Below are 25,268 nucleotides of genomic sequence, written 5' to 3' on the forward strand. Positions count from 1 at the left end.
GGCGCCAGAAAAATCCCGGCTGGATCTACGAGGAAATCGGCCGGTTCGCGATTAGATGAGGAGCAGCGATGGCGTCCGTAACACGCAACTTCCGACCGCTCGGGAACCCGGTGGCTGACATCCGAAACATCGAACGGCTCGCTATGGAGCACCGGGTGCCCATTGAGGACGTGCTACTGATCGCCATCAACCTGTACGGAATCTCATCAGATCAGGATCGGCACCGAGCGAGGGTCGCGGTGCGCCTCGTCAGCGAGCCCAGCGTCGCCTGGCAGGTCATCGTGCCGCTCAACGCTCAGGAGTCACCGTTCGAACTGTCCGGCGAAGACCTGGTCATCCAGGGCCGGCTGATCGGGCACGTCGAGCGTGTCGATGCCGACGAGGCGGTAGGCGGCTATTTCCGCGACGGTGGGCGGGCGGCCACGCTCAACCCGAACGCGCGCAGTCGTTGCACAGGCTGTGCTTTCTGCCCCAATACGCTCGAAGCCGCAGCTGATCCGCGCCTGGCCGAGGACAGAGCTTTGGATGAACTATTCGCGGCGCTTGTTGAGCAGCACCCTCGGCGGAGCCTCGCCGAACTGGCGGAGGTGACGGTGTCTACTGGCTGCTTCGAGCGGGAGCAGGCAGCTGTCGAGCACCTGGTCGCGCTGCGGGCCGCCTGCTCTCGTCATCAGATCACGGCCCGGATCGGATTCCTCACCTCGGTCATCCGCAGTGGCGAGGCATTCGAGCAGATCGCCGCACAGGTCGCGCCGTTCGTCCTGCGGCTGACCGCCGAGTGCTTTACCCGACGCGACCTAATGCTGAAGGCGACCAAAGCCACCCTGCTCGTGGAACAGATGCCGGATCTGTTGGCGCTGGCCCGCCGTGCAGGCCTGGATACTTCCTACACCTACATCGTCGGACTGGATTCGTTGCCGACTATGAGAGAAGGCATCGACGCCCTTGCGCCGCACATCACCGAGTTCCCGAACTTCCAGGTTTACCAGGCTCACAACTCGATCATGGCGGGCCTGCGGGCGCCGGCCGCCGATGACCTCGCCTTCTACCTGGAGGCTCGCCGAGCCATCGAGACGAGTGTCGGACCGACCGGCCTGCGCCCCGTAGCGTGGGAGTGCTACCGGCCCTTGTGGTACTTCACGTTCGGCGACGAGGCGCTGATCACCGACACTGTAGCCGGTAGCGCGAGATGAGGGATTCCGCCCGGTTCGCGGACGTTCTGTGGCGCGCCGTCGCCTACGTAAGCGTCGCTCAGCTTCATCTGAACTCCAACCCGTTGTCGCTGGAGCCCTTGGCACCTGAACAGGTCAAGCCCCGTCCTGCTGGCCACTGGGGAACGGTCCCCGGGACCGCCTTCGCACTGAGCCATGCCGCCATCGGCTCACTCGGCGGTTCCGCCGAGATCATGCCCATTCTCGGCGCAGGCCACGCGGGTATCGTCCAGATCGCGATGGCCTGGCTGACCGGAGAACTGGCCGCCATCCGGCCCCAGTTCTCACCTGACGCCGATGGCCTCAGCCGGTTGGTGCGCTCCTTCCCCGAGGTCGGCGGACTTGGCGCCGAGGTGTCGCCGCTGTTGCCGGCCGGGTCCTATCTCGGCGGACAGCTTGGAGGCGCACTCGCGTTCGCGCAGGGCATGGCGCTCGACATTCCCGACCGGGTAGTGATGCCGATTCTGGGCGACGGCGAATGCGAGACGCCGACGACCGCAGCCTCCTGGCTGGCCGCGCAGGCATTGCCCGGACCATGCCCCGTCCTGCCGGTGGTGCACGTCAACGGCTATCGGATGGGCGGGAGGTCGCAACTCGGCCGCATCGATGATGCCGGTCTATGCGCATACGCGGACGCGCTGGGCTGGAAACCTGCCGTAGTGAGAGTCGACGCGGCCAGCTACGACGAGCACCAAGAGTTTCATCGCGTACTCCAGGCCGCCGCGGCAGCCACCACCGCAGGCACACGCACGGTGATCTTCCTGCGATGCGCCAAGGGATGGAGCGGGCCGTCAGAAGTATCCGGACGTCCCGTCCTGAACTCACCGAATGCCCACAAGACGCCTATCACCGACCCGCAACACCGTCCCGAGCAGTTCGCTGCGCTTACCGCTTGGCTGTCCTCATACCGGCCCGCTGAACTGTTCAACACGGACGGCACGCCAAAGGGAATGCTGGCCGACGCCCTCAACCTGATTCGGCGTGACGCCCACCCTCGCGTCGGTCACCCCCGGGTATCGAGAGCCAGGTCGGTAAGCCTTCAGGACGGCCGCAACTTCTCCGAGGCGGTGACCACGGTCCTGCGGCGGCATGCTGCCACCGGTGATCTCCGCGTATTCAGTCCCGACGAGATGGCATCCAACCGGCTCGGTGAAGTCGTTGACCAACCATGGGTCAGCGAAATCCTCGCCGAAGAGGTTCTCCTGGGATGGCTGGCCGGATGGACCGCCACGGGCCGACGCGGTCTGCTCATCTCCTACGAAGCGTTCGCGCCCCTGCTGACTACCGGGCTCGTCCAACTACTCAAACAGCGCCGCCTCATCAACGGATCATCGCCCAGCCGACCAAGCCTGAACCTGCTGTTGACCTCGTACGGCTGGAACAACGTCTACACCCACGGCGACCCCTCCTTGATCACCGCACTGCTCGCAACCGGTGACCCGGCGGTGCGGGTGCTGACGCCCGCCGACCCGAGCAGGCTGGCCGCGGCCGTCGACGACGCACTCTGCTCGACCGGAAAGCTGAACGTCATCCTCGCGGGCAAACACACCGCCACGAATCAACCGATGGAGACGATCGACGAAGAACTCGAACGCGGCCTCGCCATCTGGCCACACCTGAGCGACCTCGACGAACCCGACCTGACCCTGGTGATAGTCGGCGATCTACCAGCCGCCGTGATCAGCGAGGCTGTCCCGGAGATACGCCGCCGTAACGGGACACGAGTTCGCGTCGTGGCCGTCCACGACCTGACGGTCCTCGGCCAACCCAGCAGATGGCCGGCGGGTCTGGCGACCGAGGAGATGGATCGCTACTTCGGCTCCGGTACGCCGCTACTGATCGTCACGCTCGGCCACCCGGCCGCCGTCTGGGGGCTGATCGAGAATCGGCTCCGGCGACCGGTCGAGGTCATCGGATGGCACGAGCCTGAGCGGCCGATGAGCCAGCGAGAGTTGGCTGCGACGATGGGGATGGACGTCGCCGGTGTGTGCGCTGCGGCAGACCGCCTCCAGGCGGTGCGGACATGAACGACTTGACCATCGACAAGGTCGAGATCATCGACTGCACAGATTTGGTGGGGCCCGGAGACGACGGCCACCTCGTCGCTGTTCACGCTGCCGGGCAGATCGGCTGGTACGGACCAGTCAGTGTGGCCGCCGCCACCGCGCTCGACGGCAGCCTGGCGGCCTCGGCTATCGGCACGGACGTTACCGACCACTCGGGCCTGCTGTCCGCGCTCCACGGAGCTTCCGCGAAGCCAGGCGATGCCGTCACGTCCTGGGCCATCGGTGCCCTCGACTGCGCGATATGGGACCTACATGCACGCATCGAGCAACGACCCGTCGCAGCCCTGCTCTCCACCACGGCCCGGAACCACGTCCCGGCGTACGCGTCCTGGCTCACCTTGGACGTACAACTCGCTGACGCAGAGACGATCCGGCGGATAGCCAGCCAGGACTGGCAGTTCACCAAATGGAGCCTGCGCCGTAGCCATGGCCTTCCCGTCGCAGACGACGCCAAGCGCATGGCCGGCGTCGTCCACCAAGTCGCCGAGGCAACGGGATCACCTGCCGCTTTCGACGCTCTCTGGACCTGGGACCCGACACTCGCGCTCGGATTCAGCGAACAAGTCGACCCCACGAAGATGATCTGGCTGGAAGAACCTCTCGCGTCTTACGACGGCACCGGATACAGCGATATCGCGACAGCATTCCCGGCCCTGGCACTCGGCGAGCGACTTCATCTTGGCGACGACCTGAAGGAGCTGCTGGCGTTGCCCAACCTCGGCGCGCTCACCATCGATGTCGTCGGCTGCGGCGGTCTCACCGTCGCGGCTGAGCTGGTGGCCGAGGCAGCAGCGGCCAGCGTGCCGGTGTACCCGCACGGTCGGACGCTACTTCCGGCTGTGCACCTCGCGGCGGCGTTCCCCGAGGCGATTGCCGCCGTCGAATACCAGCTGCAATGGGAGCCCCACCGACAGGTCCTGTTCACCGACCCGCTCGAATGCGAGGGCGGGCAGGTAGTAGTGCCGAGCGCACCTGGGCTTGGCCCGACCCCACGGAGACGCTGATGCCCGCGACCGCCCACAGCCTGCCGATCAGAGGATCCATCAGCGACGGCGACGGGACCCCGCAGGTCGTACTCACCGAACGACTCGTCGGATACGACACCTTCCTTACCGGCGTTCTGGACATCGGTCAGCAGCGAGTCCCCGTACGAATCATCACTCTCGACGACGTGACCGTCTTGCGCCCGGTGGAAGCAACAGCCCTGGCCGGCGCCACGGACACGTACTCGGGGGTTCTGCACCTGTCGCACGGGTCGCGGCGCCGCACGATTCCTGAAGACCTCGCCTTGGAGGTCGCACGGCGCCACCGCACGCTCGACCTACTCGACGAGGCAGAGTTGCGCTACGCGCTGACGTTCCTGGAAGAAGCCACCACCGAAACTATCCGCCAAGCCCGCATTGCCGTCATCGCGGACGCCGTCGCCTCAGTGGCCAGCCCTGCCGCCGAAGCACCTGGGAGCAACGACGGCGATCATTCGGCCGCGGCACCAGCGCTCGTCACGGTGGACGTCGGAGGCACGATCGGCACCACGGATCGCCCCGGAATCACGGCCGCCCTGGTCGCCGCGTCGCCGCTGGCACGCCGCGCCGCCGTACAGTTGCTGCGCGAACGACTGCACACGGCACCCGCTATTACCGATCAGGTAGTCGAAGAGGTGTGCCGGACACTACGGATCCCGGTCACGGCGTTTCCGCGCCATGCGACCGCCACGCCGCTGCGTCTGTTCACGTTCGCAGCTGCCGCACTCGAACAGATCAGTGTCCTGCTGCCGGTGGTGACGCTGTCGAACGTCACGTGCGTGGAGGCGGACCTGCCGCAGCTGAGGCAGCTCCTAGCGCCATGGGTGGACGACCACTTCCCGTCCTGCAGAATCGGGTACGCCAAGCCCGACCCCCGCGCGTTCGAGGCTGTTGCCGCCCAGCGGTGCATCGATACTACGCAGATGGTGCATATTGGGGATGATTGGGAGTGCGACATCCTCGGGGCTACTCGGGTCGGGGCACGCGCCATCTGGATCTCCGGGGGCCGTCCCCTGCCCGAAGCGACCGAGGCAGTCAAATCCAATGTTCTGGTGGCAACGGACCTTGCCGCTGCCACTGGACACGTCAGGGAAATCTGCGCAGGGAGATACCGATGAGCACCTTTGCTGGAACCGTCGAGCACTACCGCAAGTACCGCCCCGGAATCCCCGAGGAGGTCGCCGACATCCTCGCTGCTGCCGTGCCAGACAGGCACCCCCGGCGTCTGCTCGACATCGGCACCGGGACCGGGCTGGTCGTTGAGGCGCTGCTCACCAGATTCGACGACATCATCGCGATCGACAACGACGCCGACATGCTGGCGTCCGCCGAGACGGCCATGCGCCCCATGGTTCCGGACGGAACACGAATGGTTCTACAGCGCTTCTCCGCTGAGGAATTCACCCCACCGCAGGACTGGCACGCCGACCTGGTCACCATCTGCCGCGCGTTCCACTGGCTCGACCAGGCTGCGGTGCTACAACGCCTCGAAGCCCAGGTGGCCGAAGACGGCGCGGTGGCGATCTTCGGCGACAACAGCTTCTGGGTGGCCTCCAGCCCCTGGAAAACCGCCGTCCGCTCCGTCATCCAGGACTTCCTGGGAGAACAACGCCGGGCCGGCGCGGGCGTCTTCAACCACCACAACCGCCCCTACAGCGAAATCATGGAAGAGTCCGCATTCAACCAGGTCGAAGAGTTCCGCGTACCCGTCCACCGGGTGTGGTCTACCGAGAGCATCCTCGGCTACCTCTACTCCACCTCATTCGCCGCTCCCCACCTGTTCGGGGATCGGCTCGCCGACTTCGAGGCAACCGTCACCCGCACGCTGACCGAATTCAGCAGCGACAACACCTTCGACGAGGAGAACGAGTTCCTCATTCGCATCGGCCGCCGGAGCCAGGCGTGAGCCATGTCCTCGACCGGCATGTCGGCCGGCTCACCACTAACAAGATCACCGAAGCGCTGACCTCGACGTCGGTTCTCTGCCTGCCGATCGGCTCGTACGAACAGCACGGACCCCACCTGCCCCTGCACACCGACACGGTGATCGCCGAGCAATTCACCACCCGACTCGTCCACCAGTACGGCGACAGCCACGACCTGTGGATGCTGCCCACCATCCCGTACGGCCTATCTCCCGAGCACGACTGGGCACCGGGCACCATCACCCTCCCCGTCAGAGTGCTCACGGAACTCATCGACGCCACCTGCGGCGAATACGCCCGATCCACGCCCGCCCGCAACCTGCTCATCGTCAACGGGCACGGAGGCAACCGCGGCATCCTCGAAGCCGTCATCTACGAACTGCACCGACGGCACGACGTCAACGTCTGCGTGATCCACCCCAGCTCGCTGGCCACCGTACGCGCGGACAGCGAACTACCCGAAGTCCACGCCGGCCTCCGCGAGACATCGGTGATGCTGGCGCTCGCCCCCGACGACGTCCACCTGGAACGTCTGCCGGACAGCTACGAGCCGGACCCCGACCATGCCGAGGGCACGCGCCGGCTGGTGCTCGACCGAGGCACCACGTGGCCCTGGAACTCCGACAACCCCGCCATGTCCCAGCTCGGCATCATCGGCGGCAACGCGAGGAGAGCGACCGCCGAACTCGGCGAACAGATCATCGCCAGCGCCCTCGACCGGTGCCCCGACATCCTGGCTCGCCTGAACAAGCCTGATCCGTAATCCGCGCCCCCTGGAGGACCCATGCAGACCGCACTGACCCCGCAGGAGAGGGCCACCTTCGTCAGAGACGGCGCCGTCGTTCGCCGTGCCTTCGTCCCCGGCAGCCTCTTCGACCGCGTCCGATCGAGTGTTGACGGCTGGTACCGCACCGAGATGGATCCAGCCCTCATCGGCTCCTATACCCAGCGCACATTCGCCCCCGACCTCGGCAATGACCACGACGTCCTCGCCCTGTTCCACGAATCCGGCGTCGCGGATCTGGTGACCTCGCTCGTACCCGAGATCGAGCCGGTCGTCACGGCGCAGATCCAGATCCGCGTCCCCGAGTCAGACACCGGCGTCACCCAGCCCGAGAAGGCAATGCACGTCGACGGCGTAGCCTGCCCGCATCTCGACCCCAGCGAACTGCGGACCTTCACGCTTCTGGTCGGCGTCGTGCTCTCCGAGATCGCCGACTCCGACGGCGGCGCGTTGCGGTACGTACCCGGTGGCCACCTGGACATGGCGGAATGGTTCCGGACCGAATGGTCGATCGGTATGACCGACCAGGTACCCCCGCGCATCGACGCCGAACAGGGCACCCCGCTGCTCGGCTCGCCCGGAGACGTCCTGCTCATGCACCACCTCGTGCCCCATGCCGTCGGCCGCAACACCTCACCAACGCCCCGCATCATGGCCTACTTCCGGGTCAGCCACGCCCAGCACGCACGCCAACGATTGGAGGCCCTCCGAGACCCCTGGCTGGAATACCCGGCCATCCGCACCGTCACGGCCTGATCACCCCATGGGCCAGGCGAGTCGCGCTGTGCGGAATGCAGCGCTGGATATGGCGCGGCCCTTGGTCTCCGGCCACGTCGTGCTCCTCACGGGCAACGCCGCCACCAGCCGGGGGATGAAGGACTTCTTCGCCGACGCCGGCGCTGCTGCCATACACCGCGTCGAACTTCCTGAGGCTACAGGGACGCTCGCGTCACGCCTGGCCGCAGCGGAACAACTACTGGCGGATCCTTCCGAAGCCCTCGTCCGGAAGGTCGACGAACTCGACCATGACGGCCGAGGACTGGTGTACGCCGGCTCCTACACGGCCGTCCGCAGCTTCTGCGGACGGCGGGTGCTCGGCTCCCGACTTGAGTCACACTTCGCCGCCGAGCGAAAAGACGTCCAATACCGACTACTCGGACTCGCCACCTCAGACCGTCGACTGCTCAGGATCGAGGACCATACCGACATTCGTGAGGCGATCATCGCTCAGGTAATGCACGGCCCAACTGTTATCCAAGGCGTACCGCGTGGGCTACTCGCGATCGGCGCTAGCCATACGTACCTCCTCCCGGAGGATGCGTCAGCCGTCAGGATCGGCCAACTGCTTGCCAGCATCGCGGAGGATTGCGCCGATCTCATCGTGGGGCCCCTTCACGCCGGTCTTCCGTGTACCTACTACGGATTCCTCACGTCGGATCACGTGGTCGACTTCGGCCCTTTCGAAGCCCTTGTGTACTGGGACCGCCGAAGCTGGCGTCTTTACGCTCCCGGTGTCATCCGTCCAGTACGTCTCGGTGGCCAGGAGGCGGCCTGCCGCTCGGCCGTCCGCGCAGCCACACGACAGGTGCAGCAACGAATCGACTATACCGGCGCATTCGGCACCGACGGTGCCGTCTCAGCCACTGCATATTCCGTCCACGAAATAAACCCGCGAATCTGCGCGGGATTCGCACTCCTGGACAGCATTTGCCAGGACTTTATCCCCCTCGCTGCGGTCGACCTCGTGGTTCGAGAGAGGCAGCCAACAAAAAGCCACCCTCTCATGGTCCAACTCGAGCAACTCGCTACCGCACTGCGCCGCATTCAAACACCGTTGATCCGCCTGTGGGACGGGAGGCATAGCAGCATTCAAGAAACGCTGACCGAATCGGCCTTACGTGCGTCTGATCCAGCAGCTTGGCTGAGCATCGCTCGTTCATGCCTCGCCGACAAGAACTTCGTATCGATCACGCAATTCAACCCAGCCGGAGGCTATTAATGCAAATAGTGACGCCAAATGACCTTGCTCTCGCGGCGCACGCCATTGAAGCTGGCGAACTCGTGGTCGTCCCCACCCAACGCTGGTACATGCTCTGCTGCGACGCGTCGAACCCCGATGCCTGCGCCCGCATTTTCACCACCAAGAGAAGGCCGCCGGACAAGTCTCTCCTGTTCGTCGCGCAATCCCCGGAAGCCGTGCGTCAGCGTTTCCACGTGAGCAAGGAGGCGGAGTTCCTCGCCGCGGCATTCTGGCCAGGCGACCTCGCCCTGCTCCTGCCCTGGCGTGACCCAGCCGAAGGGGAACGCCGCCAAGCGGTAGGTACGCCGGAAGCGCTCGTCACCGTCGCGCCGGGCATTCTTGGTGAGCTGGCAACCCTCACCGCCGTCCCAATCGCAGCCACGTCCGCGAATGTTTCCGGAACAGATGGTACTGCGCCGTCGATCACCCTTGAGGAGGTACTCACCTTCGTCGCCAGCACGGAGGCCGACCTCCCGATCGTGGTTGACGGCGGCGTATGCCCCATCGCCAACCACCTCACCATCGTCCGCTGCACCGCCGACGGTACGGGAATAGCTCGCGAAGGAGTCGTGCACGCGCGAGCTGTCGCCGCCGTCCTCGGCGGGGACGCGATGGAGAAACACCGATCCGCAGCAGGAGCCGATCGGTGACTGCCGCCTTGCCAACAGCATCGTTCAGCCATTCCCCGAGCCAGCGCCTTGGGCTCCCGGCATTCGACTCGGTCCGCTAGCGTAGTCACGTGGCGGATTCGGTGAGTGAGATTCGGCTTCAGGCCGAGCAGAAGGCCCGGGTCATGATCGATCGGCAGCTCACCGAGGCCGGGTGGCTGGTGCAGGACAAATCTGCGCTGAACCTGTTCGCCGGGCCAGGCGTCGCGGTCCGCGAATCGATCATGGCGGCAGGGCACGGCCGAGTCGACTACCTGCTGTACGTGAACCAGCAGGTCGTCGGGGTGATCGAAGCCAAGCCTGTCGGAACGGCCTTGTCCGGGGTCGAGTGGCAGTCGGCCATGTACGCCACAGGCCTGCCCGCGGCCGTGCGCCTGCGGGCGTTGACCCGAGACGACCGGTTGCCGTTCGTGTTCGAAGCGAGCGGCTCCGAGACCCATTTCACCAACGGCTACGACCCTCAGCCGCGCGCCCGGCTCGTGTTCACGTTCCCGCGTCCGGAGACGCTCGCCCGGTTCGTGCGCGACGCACAGGCCACTCCGGACCGCCCGACGTGGCGGGCGAAGGTCCGTCACCTCCCGGCCCTGCCTGCGGACGGTTTGCGGCCGGCGCAGATCACCGCGATCAGTGGAATTGAGCGCTCCTTGGCGGAGCAGCGTTTTGACCGGTCGCTGGTGCAAATGGCTACGGGCGCGGGTAAGACGTTCACCGCCGTGACCGAAAGTTACCGGCTGCTCAAGTACGGCGGCTTTGGACGGGTGCTGTTCCTGGTTGACCGCAACAACCTCGCTGATCAAACGGTGGCGGAGTTCCAGAACTATCGGACCCCGGGCGATGGGCGCCGCTTCACTGAGCTGTACAACGTCGACAAGTTGACCGGGGCGGGCATGCTGGCCAGTTCCAGTGTGGTCGTCTCGACCATCCAGCGGGTTTACAAGGCGCTCTGCGGCGATGCTGTTTCTGCCGACGACGATCCCGGGCTGGACGGTTTTGTCCCGGACGAGCCGGTGACCGTCACTTATCAGCGGCAGATTCCGCCGGAGACGTTCGACCTGGTGATCGTCGACGAAGCCCACCGCTCGATCTACGGCGTATGGCGCCGCGTTCTGGAGTACTTCGATGCACACATCGTCGGGCTGACCGCGACACCCGGCAAACAGACCTTCGGGTTTTTCCGGCAGAACCTGGTCTCGGAGTACACCTACCCGCAGTCAGTAGCCGACAACGTCAACGTCGACTTCGACCTATACCGCATCCGCACGCAGATCAGCGAGCAGGGCTCCACCATCGAAGCCGGGACCGTGGTGCCGGCCGTCGACCGTCGCACCCGGGTGCAGCGCCTGCAAACCCTCGACGATGACCTCGAATACACCAAACGTCAGCTCGATCGGGCGGTCACCGCGACCTCGCAGATCCGGCTCGTGCTCGAAACGTTCCGCGATCGGCTGTTCACCGAGATCTTCCCTGGCCGTAGCACCGTTCCGAAGACTCTGATTTTCTGCAAGGACGACGCGCACGCCGAGGAGGTCGTCACGACCGTGCGGGAAGTCTTCGGCAAGGGAAACGACTTCGCGGCGAAAATTACCTATCAGGCGAAAGATCCTAAAGGTCACCTTCAGGCCTTCCGCACGTCGGCGACTCTGCGGATCGCGGTGACCGTCGACATGATCGCCACCGGCACGGACGTCAAGCCGCTGGAGTGCGTGTTCTTCTTGCGTGACGTGCGCTCCGCTGCGTACTTCGAGCAGATGAAGGGCCGCGGCGCTCGCACTATCGCCTCCGCCGACTTCCAGGCTGTCACTCCGGATGCCGCGGAGAAGACCCGGTTCGTGATTGTGGATGCGGTCGGGGTCACCGAACACGACTTCGTGGACCCACCCCTGAACCGTGACAAAAGCGTCAGCCTGCAAAAGCTCCTGGATAAGGCCGCCACCCTGACTCTGACCGAGGCGGAGACGGCGACCCTGGCGTCCCGGCTGGCCGCGCTGGAATTACAACTCACACAGGCTGAACGTATCGAACTCGACCAGGTCGCCGGGGCCCCGGTCCGCGACATCGTCCGCGGGCTGGTCGATGCGGTCGATCCCGACACTCAAGCGCGCATCACCGCGACTGCGGCCGACCCTGCCGCCGCCGTCCAAGACCTGCTCGATGCGGCGGTTCGCCCGATCGCCGCCAACCCCGACCTCCGCGCCCGGATCCTCGAGCTGCGCCGAGCTCACGACCGGATCATCGACGAAGTCAGCGTTGACACCCTGGAAGATGCCTACGGGGTGGTCGATACCTCCCGCGCCCAATCCATCGTCGACTCCTGGCGTGACTACCTCACCGAACACCGAGACGAGATCACCGCGATTCAGCTGCTTACCGAGGCTCGGGATCGGAAGATCTCCTTCGCCGACATCCAGGAACTTGCCGACCGCATCCAGCGACCACCCCGTAACTGGACCCCTGACCTGATCTGGGCTGCGTACGCCGCGATCGACACCACCCGGGTCCGTTGGCACAACGACCGGCGTACCCTGACCGACCTGGTCTCGTTGATCCGATACACCGTCGGGCAAGATGATCACCTCGTGCCTTACGCCGACAAGGTCCGGGAACGGTACGCGGGCTGGCTGCGCCAGCAGGAACAAGCAGGCGTGCGCCTGACTGACACACAAAGGTGGTGGCTCGACCGCATGGCCCAAGTGATCGCTGCATCCGCCGGCATCACCCCCGACGACCTCGACAATGCCCCGTTCACCGAACGTGGCGGAATCGACGGCGCCATCCGTGACCTCGGCCCTGCCACCGCAGAACTAGTCGACCAGCTCAACGCCGAACTCACCGCATGAACGGCCTCTCCAAGCTCCCCGCAGGCTGGCGCTGGTCAACCGTCCAAGACGTCGGCCGCCTCGACCTCGGTCGCCAGCGGCACCCCGATTGGCACACCGGACCCGAGATGCGGCCCTACCTTCGTGTGGCGAACGTCTTCGAGGACCGCATCGACACGTCGGACGTCAAGGAGATGGATTTCTCCGGAGTTTTCGAACGCTACAAGCTGAAACCCGGCGATGTCCTCCTCAACGAAGGGCAGAGCCCCGAATTTCTGGGCAGGCCTGCGATTTACCGTGGAGTTCCGGAAAACGTTGCCTTCACCAATACCCTGATCAGATTCCGCGCCGGCCCAGAAGTTACCCCTGAGTGGGCGCTCATCGTGTTCCGGCGGCACATGCATGCCCGCCGCTTTGTACGCGAATCGCGAATCACCACAAACATCGCACACCTTTCGGCAGCTCGTCTCAAGACAGTCGAGTTCCCTGTTCCACCGCTAGGTGAACAAGGGCGAATCGTTGCCATTGTCGAAGACTACCTCTCCCGTCTCGGTGCTGCGAACCGGCTTGTCGCCATTTCAAAGAAAAAGGCGGTGGCACTGCGTAGATCCGCACTTGATTCGGTGATCAATCGTGCAGGACGATCGACGATTTTGTTGCGGCATCTCATCGATCGGATTGAGGCCGGAAAGTCATTCGGTGGATCTTCCGGACCTGCATCAGCTGATCAGTGGGGAATCATCAAGGTCAGCGCAATGACCTGGGGTGAGTTCAGGCCAGGTGAGAACAAGACGGTTGCTGATGAGAGCGTCGACCCGCGCTACGAGATCCGACCGGGTGACCTTCTTGTCAGTAGAGCGAACACGAGTGATTACGTGGGTGCATCGGTTTTGGTCGGCGACGTTCGTCGGCGGCTACTACTCAGCGACAAGAGCCTTCGGCTCGTCCCTCGCAGTCACGTGGATCCAGCTTGGCTGTGGTTTGCTCTTTCGTCACCACGGAGCAGGTCTCAGATTTCTGCCATGGCCACTGGAACCAAGGAATCGATGCGAAATATATCCCAGGCGAACCTTCTGGCCGTCGAGGTCCCTGACATTTCCATCGAGGAGCAGCGCGCCGACGCGAGTTCCCTCTTTACGCATTTCGACAATCTTGCACGACTTAATGACGCGCTCGATTCCGTCAATCCCAAATATGCTGCCCTGAGGCGGTCCCTTCTCGATGCAGCGTACTCGGGACGGCTGACTGGGCGAGCGAGCGACGAAGAAATGGTTGAGGAGTTGTCGGGTGTCTGAGACGCGGCGGCTGGTCGATAAACTGTGGTCCTACTGTCACGTCCTTCGAGATGATGGCGTCGGAACGATTGAGTACACCGAGCAGCTGACTTACCTGCTGTTCCTGAAGATGGCTCATGAGCGGGAAACTCGTCCGCTGCGACCGGAACGCATCGTCCCCGAGAGTTGCTCGTGGCAGCGGCTTCTCGACGCCGAGGGTGATGACCTGGAAGTCGCCTACCGTCACATCCTGGAGGAGCTGGCGCGACAGCCAGGCACGCTGGGCACGATTTACCGCAAAGCGCAAAACCGCATCCAGGACCCGTCCAAGCTTAAGCGCCTGATCAAGGACTTGATCGACAAGGAGAATTGGTCGGCGACCGGCACGGACGTCAAGGGCGACGCGTACGAGGAGCTGTTGTCCAAGGGTGCCGAGGACATCAAGTCCGGCGCTGGGCAGTACTTCACGCCGCGCGCGGTAATCCAGGCGATGGTTGACTGCGTACGCCCGACCGTTCGTGACACCGTGGTCGACCCAGCAGCGGGGACTGGTGGGTTCTTGCTCGCGGCTCATGACCACGCTGCCCGCAACGCCGAAACTCTGACCCCGGCCGAGCGCACTCACCTGCGTGACGGATTTGTGCACGGCGTCGAGCTGGTCGACGGCACTGCCCGGCTCGCTGCGATGAACCTGCTGCTGCATGGCATCGGCACCCCCACAGGGGAAAGCCTCATCGACGTCAAGGACGCCTTGATCGCCGACCCCGGTAACCGCTATTCAGTAGTGCTGTCGAACCCGCCGTTCGGCCGTAAGTCGTCCCTGACGATGGTCGGCGCGGACGGTCGGGAGGCCGACGAGGAGCGGGCCATCTCCCGAACCGACTTCCGGGTCACCACCGCCAACAAGCAGCTCAACTTCGTGCAGCACATCGCCACCATCCTCGCTATCCACGGTCGTGCTGCTGTGGTTCTTCCCGACAACGTGTTGTTTGAAGGCGGTGCGGGGGAGACTCTGCGCCGTCGCCTGCTCCACGACTTCGACCTACACACCATGCTGCGGCTGCCCACCGGGATCTTCTACGCCCAGGGCGTCAAGGCCAATGTGCTGTTCTTCGACAAGAAACCCGCCGCGGAACGCCCCTGGACCGACCGGCTGTGGATCTACGACCTGCGGACCAACCAGCACTTCACCCTGAAACAGAACCCGCTCAGCCGTACTAACCTGGACGACTTCGTCGCCAGCTACCTGCCGGGAAAACTCCGCTCCGAGCGGGTCGAGACCGAACGGTTCAAGCCTTTCACGTACGACGAGTTGATCGCTCGCGACAAGACCAACCTCGACATCACCTGGCTTCGGGACGAGTCTCTCGAAGACATGGACAATCTTCCCGCCCCCGAGGTCCTTGCCCGCGAGATCGTCGATGACCTCACCGCCGCCCTGGTCGAGTTCGAAGCTGTCGCTGCCGCTCTGGAGGCGGCCAAGGGTGTGGATCAGCTGTAGTGGAGTGAAGCCGCAGCGGATTGCATGTGCCCCACGCTCTACGGTCCGTCGCACATACCAGTCGGGTACAACATTGCGTGATCTCTTCCTTGCAGAACAAATGTTCGACAGTATTGGTACCTCAGGGGAGGTGATTTTATGGCGGACCGCAGCAGCATCGAGTGGACCGAGGCGACATGGAACCCGACAACCGGATGTGACCGTGTCTCACCCGGGTGCGACAACTGCTACGCCCTCTCCCTTGCGAAGAGGCTGAAGGCCATGGGGTCCGCTAAGTACCAAGCTGACGGCGACCCCCGAACCTCGGGTCCAGGCTTCGGAGTCACAGTTCACCACGACGCCTTGGATATCCCGCGCCGCTGGCGGGAGCCACGCGTCGTCTTCGTCAACTCCATGTCCGACCTGTTCCATGCGCGGGTTCCGCTGGCCTATGTCAGTCAGGTATTCGATGTCATGCGCGAGACGCCCCGGCATACCTACCAGGTACTCACCAAGCGCGCGGCCCGACTCGCCAAGCTCGCACCGCTTCTCGACTGGCCGCCGAACGTCTGGATGGGGGTCAGCGTCGAGAGCGTCGACCAGTTGAGCAGAGTCGATGAGCTGCGGCGTGTACCCGCAGCTGTACTGTTCGTCTCCGCCGAACCTCTGCTCGGCCCCCTTCCCGCTCTCAACCTGACTGGGATCGACTGGCTGATCGTCGGCGGCGAGTCCGGGAGCAACTGCCGGCCGATGGATCCGGATTGGGTACGAGGGATCCGCGATCAATGTGAAGCCTCTGGAACTGCATTCTTCTTCAAGCAATGGGGCGGGCGGACGCCGAAGGCCGGTGGACGTGACCTCGACGGGCGCGAACACTCAGCTATGCCCAGCCTCGTCTCCACCGCGCCGGCATGAATCCAGCAACACCGGTCGCTGCCTGACGGGTTCCCTTGCCTAAGTAGCGGTGAGAGACTGGCTCCTGACTATTTGTAGCCAGGAGGGTGTATGCCGGTCAAGGGCGACGTGCCGTGGAAACGCGATGAGCACACAGGCGCCAAGCACGACATCTACCGTCGCTATCTGGAGCGATGGTTCCCCATCCTCCTGAACCGCCGATCGAAGCCGTGGCCGTCAGTGACGTATGCCGAGGGCTTCTCCGGCCCCGGCATCTACAGCGGCGGAGAGTTCGGCTCTCCCATCGTCGCCATCAAAGCCCTCACCAGCCAAGTCCCAGCGGACAAAGGGGTCGCGCGGTTCATCTTCGTCGATGACGACAAGCGATGCACCGACTTGCTCAACGAGACGCTGATCAGGGCCTTCCCGAAGCGGCCACGTTCCGAGGATGCGATGCCGGTCAAAGTCGTCACCGGTACCTGCAAGGACCATCTCGAAGCAGCCCTGGACGGGATGCACGCCTGGGGCAAGCCGATCTTCGCCAATCTTGATTCATGGGGAAATGCCCCGATTCCCTACCGTCTCCTCAAGCGTCTCGCGACGAACGTGTCCAGCGAAGTCATCGTCACCTTCTTCCCTCAGCACTTCGTCCGGTTCGTTAGCGACATGGGTGAGGCTGGCGACGAGCTCTTCGGAGGTGACCCAACCTGGCGAACCGTGACCGACCTGGCGCCAGCGGCCAAGAGTCGACACATCCTGACCTGCTACCGCCAGACCCTCAAGACCGCTGGATTCAAATACCTGCTGGACTTCGAGCTGGTTCCCCGGCACGGCCAGCCGCTCTACCTCGTCTTCGGCACAGGGCACCCCCTCGGCGTGCAGAAGATGAAAGACAGCCTGTGGGAAGTCGACCCCGTCCAAGGCGTCGGCTTCCGCGACCCGCGAGACGAACAAGCCGAAACCCTCTTCGACATCGACGAACCGATCCTCGGCCCCCTGACGCGTCTACTCGAACGGAAGTTGCGGGAAAACGGACCAACTAGCGTCCAGGACCTGCGCACCTTCACGCTCTTCGAGACCGTCTACCGGCCGGAACATGTGATCCGGTCACTTGGGCCACTGCTGGAAAGAGGAATCATCCGGACTGAGGATGACAGACCGCTGAAGATCCGCTCTTTGGTTCGCCACACCTCCACGCCATCAGATCCCCGCGCCGAAGCTGCTGCCGATGCCCCCTCGTAGTGTTCCGCCTCGGACGAGACGGAGAAAACGAACTACGGAGGAAGATCGGCGACGCCAGCACGGAAGAAGTACAACGGCGAGCTGCCCCGACGAGGAAGCGCAGTCGGCGGCGGTGCCTGTTCATGGCACCTAAACGGGGATAAGCGATTGGTGTTCCGGCAGAAGCCACCTTTTGGACATCGTCGCACCACTCTACTTCTTTCGAGTGACAAGAGGGTTTTGCACCTTTGTGCGCGAGACGTGTATCGCTCCGGACACTAGGCGCATTCTCGATCACCATCTTGCCTGCTCACAGCGTTTTGCCTCGTCGGCGGCATTCGCTTGCCTGACACATGACAGCCAAGAGCGCGCCTGTCGACCCCGTTCCGGCACGGGAAGAGTGTCGTACCCCCGATGTTTACTTCACGGGCTCACGGATCAACTGGTTCCGAAAGCCGGAGGATATGGGGACGTCGCTTGAAGAAGCCGGCGCGCAAACTGCGCTGGCCGAACTACAGGCCTCGCCAGACGATGATTACCTCACGGTAACATTGCTGGCGGCTGGCCTCGCCGAGATCTTGCACCGCAGAAGCCGGGCGCAGCAGGGTGAAACCATCGAGGAAGGTCTTCTGCCGCCCGCGTGGCGGGTGGGTTTCTCCCGGCTGTGGTGGCGGTGCGCCGAGCAGAGCGGCCCGCTCGACTGGGACGACCTCCGTCTGCTGCGATGGTGTGCCGAGCCGTTCTCGACCTGGCCGGTCATTCTCGACCTATCGCCGACTGATCTTCAGCAGACTTTGCTGGTCGATGAGCAGCTGTCCGAGTTCGCCGAGCAGGGCGCTCGCCTAGCCCACGTCGATGTCGAGGCCGAGTGGGTGGAGAGGCAGGTCTACGAGGCGCTCCGCTCGACCGCCGCAGCCAACGGCACCACAAAGAAGGAAGTCGAGGAAGCGTACGCGTACTTGCGGCGCTACCTGATCGACCACACCGTCATCACCGATCGAACGGTTCTGAGTCTCGAGCACAATTTCCGGGCCAAGGATAGCTCCGGCCGGACGATGGTACGCGGGCTGATCGATGTGGCCTACCGTAGCCGGCCGGTGTCCGGGCCGCAGCGGTTCCTGCTCTGCCCGGGATGCCACAACGTGGTCAACGACCTGGCCCCGTCCTGTCATACGCCGGGATGCTTGGGGGGCGATCCGTTGGTGAGTGTGCTGGAACCGCTTGCCGTCGTGTACGAGCAGCACCGCGCGACCCGCTTGTACTTCCATGACCCGGGTCTCGTTGAGGCGCGGATTATCGACGCGCTCCGCGACGATGAGCGGCTCGCCGGGAAGGTCCGCGTAACCGCGTATCCCGAGGTAGATGTGCTCGATGTCCTGGTCGAGTTCCTGTCGCCGGGGCCGAACCCGGTGGTCCTGGAATCCTGGGGCGTCGACGCGAAGGACCAGGTCAGTGCTCACCTGCTGGGCCGGGGATTCATATGGCCTCAGCGTCTGCCGTGCACCGGCCGTTTCCTGGCATTGCCGATGCACCGAGCCCGACAGCCGCAGTACGTGACCGATCTCCGCTCGGAACTCGACGGCCGGGTCAGCGGTGTCGTCGTCATCGATGAACAGCGCCTGCTCAAGCGGATCAGGGAACGCGCCGAGGAGTTGCACCCGTGAGAGACAACACCAGCTGGCGCTCAGACCTGCTCGATCGGTTGGACGACGCCGGCTTCCCGTCTTCGATCATCGGTCCGGACGCGTTCTGCGCGATCGAACTCGGCCTGCATTTCCTGACCATCCACGTGCCGGGCGAACCGGTCGGCACGTTGCAGCCCCTGCTGTCCGGCTACGTGAAACTCGACGCCGACATTGACGCCGTGTTGCGCCGGGTCCGGCACCGGATGGGCGACGTCGGACGCCGCGGCTACTGGCGACGACTGCTCAACAAGTACGCGAACGTGCCACCCGAATGGCGGTCATTCGCGCGGCTGGATGATCCAAAATTCCGGGTATCTGACAGTACCGTGTTCGCCGCCAAACCGACCGCCTACTGCCCGGAGCGGGCAGTCGTTTACGACGCCGCGATGAGCGCTCCTTTGGAGTACCGGCCAGTCCGGCAGTTCCCGGCCGCGACGGCGGGAGAACGCTACTCGTTCGATCTCGACGACGGCCGTGTTGACCACGTCCAGTTCCCCGCCCAGCTACCCGAAGGCCCCCCGATCGTTGTCCTCGGCGCGCCCACGCCGAGGCAGCGCCAACGCGTCGAGGTGCTCTTCGACGACCTGGAACGGACCGCCTCGTGGATCGACGGGAGATTGGCGAACAGGCCGGACATTCGCAACCGGAACTGGTTCGAGCGGCTGACCGAACGGGTGTTCTTCAACGCCGTCGACCCGAACCGGGCGGAACTGGTCCACCGGCCGCGATCGTTCTACCTCGACGGCGTAAACCACATCGTCGGTTTGATGAACTCCGGCAAGACGACCTTGACCGACCTCGTGGGCATCGACCGTGTTCAGTTTCATCAGGAGCGCGTCTGCTTCGTCGTCAGCTCGGTCGGAGATGTACTGGCCAAGGTCTCGTTCCTGCGCACTCTCGGCATCGAGGCCGTTCCGCTGATCGGGAACTTCTCCCGCACCGAGCACGCCGGTCGGTACTGGCGCACCGTCGTGGAGGAAAGCGAGCGGCTGGTGCCCGAGTCGGCGGAGACGGCTGATCCCGCCGCCGCCTACACGGCCGTCGCCTGCTTGCTGGAGCCGCTGCGCCGGCACAACGGGCCCGGCTGGAAGCCCCTTGACCCGCAGACTGCGCCGTGCCGCGGCAGCCTACGCTCGACCGACGGCCGCAACCGCCGGCACGACTGTCCGCTGCTCGCGGTCTGCCCCACGCAGCGGGCCTATCGCGACGTCGCCACCGCCCAGGTATGGGTCACCACCCCACAAGCCCTGCTTGCCAGCCGAGCCGCACCGTCCGAGGTTTCGCAACGCTGGCTGGAAGCCGTCCAACCGCACATGGACCACCTGATCATCGACGAAGCCGACTGGGTGCAGCAGATCCTCGACGCCAGCTTCGTGCAGAACGAACACCTCACCGGCGGGCCCGACGGCTGGTCACATCGCATGGTGGAACGGACCAACTCCGCTCTCGCCAAACACAACATGGCACCGGCCGCCGACCCCGAGGTCCAAGACTGGAACGAATACCTGCAAATTCACGAGCAAGCCGTATTCGCCCTCAACCAGGTAGCCCTGGCGCCTCTAGCGCAGCATCTGAAAGAGCTGCTCGGCGACGCCCCGTTCACCGCACACTCGCTGTGGCGGCGCGTCACCCGCACCCTGTTCGGCCTGCCGCAACAACGCGAGGGCGACAAACAGCGCGAAGACCTCGCGGACGACTTCTACCGCGAGCACGTGCAGGACTTTGCCGAGAATCCTCTCGGCCCGCCGGCATCCGCGGAGCTCGAAGCGATCGTCGAAGCCCTCAATGCCCGCCGCCGTAACTCAGCCACGGTGGACGCCGCCCTGAACGCCTGGATTGACGACAACGCGCAGCGCGTTCGCCCCGACAACGAGACCGACGAGCAGGCCCGCGTCCGGCACGAGCGGCTCGAGCGACACCGACCGCTGCTGCGGCTGATTATCGAAGCTGCGGTCTGGGCGGGCTACATCTCGCACACGTTCTTCGAGCTGTCGACGATGTACCCCTCAATCCGCGCCAAGCTCGACCTGCCCGATGAGGAGCGGTTCTGGGCACAACAGCCGCCACGCGACTACCGGCCGCTGATCCCCGAAGCCCCGATGGGCAACATCCTGGCCTTGCGATGGGTCGACAGCCGCAACGGCGGCTCCCTGATCCAGCTGTTGTGGGTCCACGGCGTCGGCCGCTGGCTGCTGCACCATTCCCATGACCTGCTGGCCAGCGAAGGGGTCGACGGGCCACACGTCATCCTGACCTCGGCAACCAGTTGGGCGCCCGGCTCATCCTTCTACCACATCCCCATCACACCGATCGCGGTCCTGTCGCAACCGGCCGACGACCGGGAAGCACTCCTGAGCTCTACCATGGTGGTACGCAACCCGAAGACCGGCGAAAAGCCGATCTTCGTGTCCGGCCGGCAAGGCGTCGAACGGCACGACGGCCTGCGCGGCCTAGTCACCGGGCTCTGCTTGCCAGTCGCCGGCCGGCACCGCAGCATCATCGACGAGCTGCGATCGCAGCTCCCGGCTGATCGGCAGCAGATACTGTTCGTGGTGCTGTCCGAGGCCGAGGCCCGCATCGTCGGGGATCACATCAACAACCGCACCCCGCTGACCGCCCGGGTGGTGGTACCCGACGCCGCTGATCCCGGCCGCGACGGCATCCTGCGGCGCATGGTCGCGACATTCGGCAAAGGCACCGACGACGTCCTGGTCGCTGCGGAGATGTCCATCCAGCGCGGTTACAACATCCTCAACAGCAACGACACGGCCGCGCTCGGCGCCGTGATCTACCTGACCCGTTCCCACCCGCCGCCCTACGACCTGTCCTTCCCGCTGTCACTGGTCACCCAGCTTGCCATCGCCCACCTGCAGAACCCACCTAGGGTCAGCCAACCAGCGCTCCCAGGGGAGGTCGACGAACTGGTCAAGCAGCTGCGCGCAGACGCCCGGATCATGTGGTTCGACATCATCGGCCGTCCGGTGCAGTTCCGGGCACTCGAACGCGACCAAATCCCGGCCTTCGTGGGCAACACCCTGGTCCCGATGAGCCAGACGATCGGTCGCTCCATCCGCGGCAACCAGCGCACCCACGTCCTGCTATGCGACGCCGCGTTCGCGCCGCGGCTTGCTCGCGACGACGATGCACCGGACACCGAAACCACCAGCATCGTGCTGGCCATGGATACATACCTGCGTCGGCTGCTCGCTGCCCCGAAGCACGGAGCCGGGGACGACGAACGTCGCCTGCACGCGATCAACACCGCGGTTTGGGAACTGATGGGCCACCTCATCCGCACCAACGACCCGCTGGGCACTTCACGGAAAGGCGCTTCATGACCGCCGCCACGCTCACCAACGAACCCGCCAAGCGGCCACGGAAGCCGATCGGCAACGAGGCGCTGCTTACCAGCTTCGAGATCGAGCCGGACGCCGTGTGGATGAGGCCCTGCCTGGTCGCCGCGATGCCGCAGGCCTGGCGCGACCGGCTCGCGGCGGAGTACCGCAAGAACACCTGGGTTCAGGAGGGCTGGTCACTACCCACCCGGGGCCTGGTCGAGATCCTCATCGCCGTCGACCCAGCGGTCATCCACGCCGACTGGGACCTCGCATCCGACACGTTCCTCGTCGCGTTCGACGGCGTCGACCCCCACATCCTCACGGCGGCGGTCGCCGCGTGGGCGAGCACCGAGGTCCGCCCCGACGTCAACTGGTTCGACGAACTCGACCCTCGCGAACTCATCTTCACACCCGCGGAGTTCGACGTTCTGCAACACGAGGTCCGGCACAACCGGACCGCGGCACCGGCCGCGCACGTCTACAAGATGCTGCCGACGTTCGTTGCCCTGCACGTCATCGAGCAGGGTTTGACACTGCTCGACGAACCCCGCCGGTTGATCCTCGGACCTCCCCAACGCAACAATCGCCGTGACATCGTGCTCTGGCCGCCGCAGCCGCTCGAGACAGACGCGACCGGCGAGGCCTTGGTCACGGCGAAGATCACCATTCACGTGGAGACCGCCCCCAACCAGCCAGGCCCTCGTGTGTACGCGGATATGAGCATCAGCCGGTTCCCGCTGCGGCCGGTCACCTACGTCCCCTCCCGCGGCGACGGGCCACCCGGCGCGACCCTGTGGCTGAACGGACCCGAGGGATTCCTCCGCCAGCACGAACCCCATACTCTGCTCGCCGCTCCCGTCGAGCAGACCTGGGCCAAGAAGGACGGGCGTCAATGGCGGTTCAAACCCGGCCTCGCGGCGGTACTAGCGAAACTCACCCACCTGCCGTTCCCCAACCCGGCGGCGGTCTTCGCGGATCCGGCCGAGGCCGCTGCCGCACGCGGAATCCGCGGGTACGTGCTCTACAGCGAAGGCACCAAGAGCGAAGCCGCCGACCTCGACGAACCAGGCGACCCTGACGGCCGCCACCGGTCGAAATCCGTCCTGCACGCCGCCCAGACCGGGTTCGTTCCCGGTGACCACCTCGAAGCCCACACCCGGCTCGGCGTTCTCCTGCAACCCCTGGGCATCCGCCCTGCCGACCCGCTCCCGCGTGTCGGGAAACAAGCCCCGCCCCGCATCAAGACCAGCTTCGACCCGCAAACCCGCTACACACTCGAACTGTGGACACACCACGACCTGACCAGAAATGCCCTGCTCACCACCCTGGAAAGCCACCTCGGCCTAACCCGCCGCCAAGACGCCACCGAGCCCGGGACTATCCACTACACCGGCGACATGAACCTCACCGTCGAACTCAAAGACGGCACCGCGATGGCGACGGGCATCATGCGCAGCGATGACGACAACCGACCAGACAGCACCATTGCCGGCGTCTACACCAGCCACGTGAAACGCGACCTCGGCACCGTACCCACCACCCGGGCCGCCATCCTCGAACTCGGCGACGAACGCCACTTCCAGCGACTGAAGAGGATCGACCCGAAGAAACCGCTCAAGAAAGCCTTCGCCCTCTCCGGACGACAACTGCAATGCCTGCGACCTGCCGAACTGTTCGTTCCCCCCAAGAACCCACGCGAAGACGGCAAAGGTAAACGACGCGAGCCCTACCCCGGCACCGACCTCAAACCCAGCACCGTCCACCGCTGCTCCGCAGCAATCGGTGACGCGTTGCGCCAACTCGGTCGCATCGGCGACTACCAGTTGCCCGCCGGCCTGCCCGACTTCGAACACATCGGTATCTGGCTGCACCACGATCGCAGCAATCGCATCCCCGTGGTCGTCCGCCACCACGGCGACTCTGAGCCAACCGCGATCCTCGCCAACCCCAAAAACGACACCACCAGCGTCATCGCTTACAAGGAGCTGGCGCACGCCCTCGCAAAAGGCCAAGGCCGCATCAAGGCCGGCCCCGACCAAAAGGCCTACATCGCACGATTCCTCGCCAACGTGCTCGGTGTCGGCGCGGCCCGCGACCAACACGATCGGATCGCATTCGTTCGTGCTGAAAGCTTCCGCAGCTGGGGCTGGCCGTGGATGCAGGACAAACACCTAACCCCAGGCCTGCTCATCCCGCCCGGCGTGGACATCGATGACGACGCTGACCTGCCTCCCACCCTCAGCCCGCAAGACTGTCCCGGCCTGCGTATCGTCCGTGTACGCGACCGGACCAGCAGCATGCAAGTACCCCGTGCCTTCGGCACCCCCGGCAACGCCGTTCGCATCAGCGGGCTGTTCCGTCTGGACGGGCGTACCTTCTACGCCATCAATCCGCGCTCCGACCAGGCGCAGACACCTCTGGACGCCACCAAACTCGATCCCGACCTGCACGCCAACTTCCTGCGCGCGGCCACCAACCCGGTGCCGCTGGAGCTATGCGTCGCGTTCGCCCAGCCCGGCGACGACATTGATGCGCTGGCCCTGCTCACCCATCAACTTCGCCGCGCTCACGCTCATACCGACCAGGCCACCCGATATCCCGGAGTTCTTCACCTGTGCTCGCTCGCCGACGAATACCTGTAGGGGCGAACTCTGCCGCCCTCGGATAGCTGGACGACCTCGTTGCCCGGCGGCTGGATGGTGGTCGCTGGAGGTAGACGCGAGGGTCTGCAGCGCCGGTGCCGATGCGGGACCGGCGCTGCGGTGGGCGCCTGCGGCGAATGGGTCAGGGTGTGCGTCTGCGGATGGCCGGTAGCGTCACAATCGGGCCCTGAGCTGCGGTTATGTGGTTCTTATTCTGCCAAC

Annotated in this window: 17 protein-coding genes; all 17 read left to right on the forward strand. The window is 64.8% G+C overall.

What is annotated here, in order from left to right:
• Window positions 1–68 precede the first annotated feature (68 nt).
• The 17 genes from AB0K03_RS34135 (at window position 69) to AB0K03_RS34215 (ending at window position 25,046) form a co-directional block, all read left to right on the forward strand.
• Complete coding sequence (locus AB0K03_RS34135) at window positions 69–1,193, forward strand: hypothetical protein (protein ID WP_364693793.1); 1,125 nt, start codon at window positions 69–71, stop codon at window positions 1,191–1,193.
• A complete protein-coding gene (locus AB0K03_RS34140; RefSeq protein WP_364693795.1) occupies window positions 1,190–3,238 on the forward strand; it encodes a hypothetical protein in 2,049 nt (682 codons plus the stop codon). Before AB0K03_RS34135 ends, AB0K03_RS34140 begins: the two co-directional genes overlap by 4 nt.
• Entirely contained in the window at window positions 3,235–4,281 is a 1,047-nt protein-coding gene (locus tag AB0K03_RS34145; protein ID WP_364693798.1) for an enolase C-terminal domain-like protein, read from the forward strand. Before AB0K03_RS34140 ends, AB0K03_RS34145 begins: the two co-directional genes overlap by 4 nt.
• Window positions 4,281–5,417, forward strand: a complete 1,137-nt coding sequence (locus AB0K03_RS34150) for an HAD family hydrolase (protein ID WP_364693801.1) — start codon at window positions 4,281–4,283, stop codon at window positions 5,415–5,417. The genes AB0K03_RS34145 and AB0K03_RS34150 overlap by 1 nt, the downstream gene beginning before the upstream one ends.
• A complete protein-coding gene (locus AB0K03_RS34155) occupies window positions 5,414–6,205 on the forward strand; it encodes a methyltransferase domain-containing protein (protein ID WP_364693804.1) in 792 nt (263 codons plus the stop codon). Before AB0K03_RS34150 ends, AB0K03_RS34155 begins: the two co-directional genes overlap by 4 nt.
• Window positions 6,202–6,987, forward strand: coding sequence for a creatininase family protein (locus AB0K03_RS34160; protein WP_364693807.1), 786 nt, complete (start codon window positions 6,202–6,204; stop codon window positions 6,985–6,987). Before AB0K03_RS34155 ends, AB0K03_RS34160 begins: the two co-directional genes overlap by 4 nt.
• Before the next feature lie 21 nt (window positions 6,988–7,008).
• Window positions 7,009–7,764: a phytanoyl-CoA dioxygenase family protein gene (locus tag AB0K03_RS34165; protein WP_364693810.1), complete on the forward strand. Its 756-nt coding sequence runs from the start codon at window positions 7,009–7,011 to the stop codon at window positions 7,762–7,764.
• A 115-nt stretch (window positions 7,765–7,879) separates the two neighbouring features.
• Window positions 7,880–9,007, forward strand: coding sequence for a hypothetical protein (locus AB0K03_RS34170; RefSeq protein ID WP_364693813.1), 1,128 nt, complete (start codon window positions 7,880–7,882; stop codon window positions 9,005–9,007).
• 8 nt (window positions 9,008–9,015) lie between these two features.
• Window positions 9,016–9,678, forward strand: coding sequence for a Sua5/YciO/YrdC/YwlC family protein (locus AB0K03_RS34175; RefSeq protein WP_364693816.1), 663 nt, complete (start codon window positions 9,016–9,018; stop codon window positions 9,676–9,678).
• An 89-nt stretch (window positions 9,679–9,767) separates the two neighbouring features.
• Window positions 9,768–12,533, forward strand: a complete 2,766-nt coding sequence (locus AB0K03_RS34180; protein ID WP_364693819.1) for a type I restriction-modification enzyme R subunit C-terminal domain-containing protein — start codon at window positions 9,768–9,770, stop codon at window positions 12,531–12,533.
• Entirely contained in the window at window positions 12,530–13,807 is a 1,278-nt protein-coding gene (locus AB0K03_RS34185; protein ID WP_364693822.1) for a restriction endonuclease subunit S, read from the forward strand. Before AB0K03_RS34180 ends, AB0K03_RS34185 begins: the two co-directional genes overlap by 4 nt.
• Window positions 13,800–15,287 (forward strand): class I SAM-dependent DNA methyltransferase, encoded by a 1,488-nt coding sequence (locus AB0K03_RS34190; protein WP_364693825.1) that lies wholly within the window; start codon window positions 13,800–13,802, stop codon window positions 15,285–15,287. The genes AB0K03_RS34185 and AB0K03_RS34190 overlap by 8 nt, the downstream gene beginning before the upstream one ends.
• 138 nt (window positions 15,288–15,425) lie before the next feature.
• Complete coding sequence (locus tag AB0K03_RS34195; RefSeq protein ID WP_364693828.1) at window positions 15,426–16,181, forward strand: phage Gp37/Gp68 family protein; 756 nt, start codon at window positions 15,426–15,428, stop codon at window positions 16,179–16,181.
• Window positions 16,182–16,271: 90 nt separating this feature from the next.
• On the forward strand, window positions 16,272–17,402 hold the full coding sequence (locus tag AB0K03_RS34200) for a three-Cys-motif partner protein TcmP (RefSeq protein ID WP_364693831.1): 1,131 nt from the start codon (window positions 16,272–16,274) through the stop codon (window positions 17,400–17,402).
• A gap of 332 nt (window positions 17,403–17,734) precedes the next feature.
• Window positions 17,735–19,045: a hypothetical protein gene (locus AB0K03_RS34205; RefSeq protein WP_364693834.1), complete on the forward strand. Its 1,311-nt coding sequence runs from the start codon at window positions 17,735–17,737 to the stop codon at window positions 19,043–19,045.
• On the forward strand, window positions 19,042–22,404 hold the full coding sequence (locus AB0K03_RS34210; RefSeq protein WP_364693837.1) for a hypothetical protein: 3,363 nt from the start codon (window positions 19,042–19,044) through the stop codon (window positions 22,402–22,404). The genes AB0K03_RS34205 and AB0K03_RS34210 overlap by 4 nt, the downstream gene beginning before the upstream one ends.
• Complete coding sequence (locus AB0K03_RS34215) at window positions 22,401–25,046, forward strand: RNaseH domain-containing protein (protein WP_364693840.1); 2,646 nt, start codon at window positions 22,401–22,403, stop codon at window positions 25,044–25,046. The genes AB0K03_RS34210 and AB0K03_RS34215 overlap by 4 nt, the downstream gene beginning before the upstream one ends.
• The last annotated feature ends 222 nt before the right edge of the window (window positions 25,047–25,268 follow it).

It is taken from the genome of Actinoplanes sp. NPDC049316, assembly GCF_040677315.1.
In the GTDB taxonomy this organism is placed as follows: Bacteria; Actinomycetota; Actinomycetes; order Mycobacteriales; family Micromonosporaceae; genus Actinoplanes.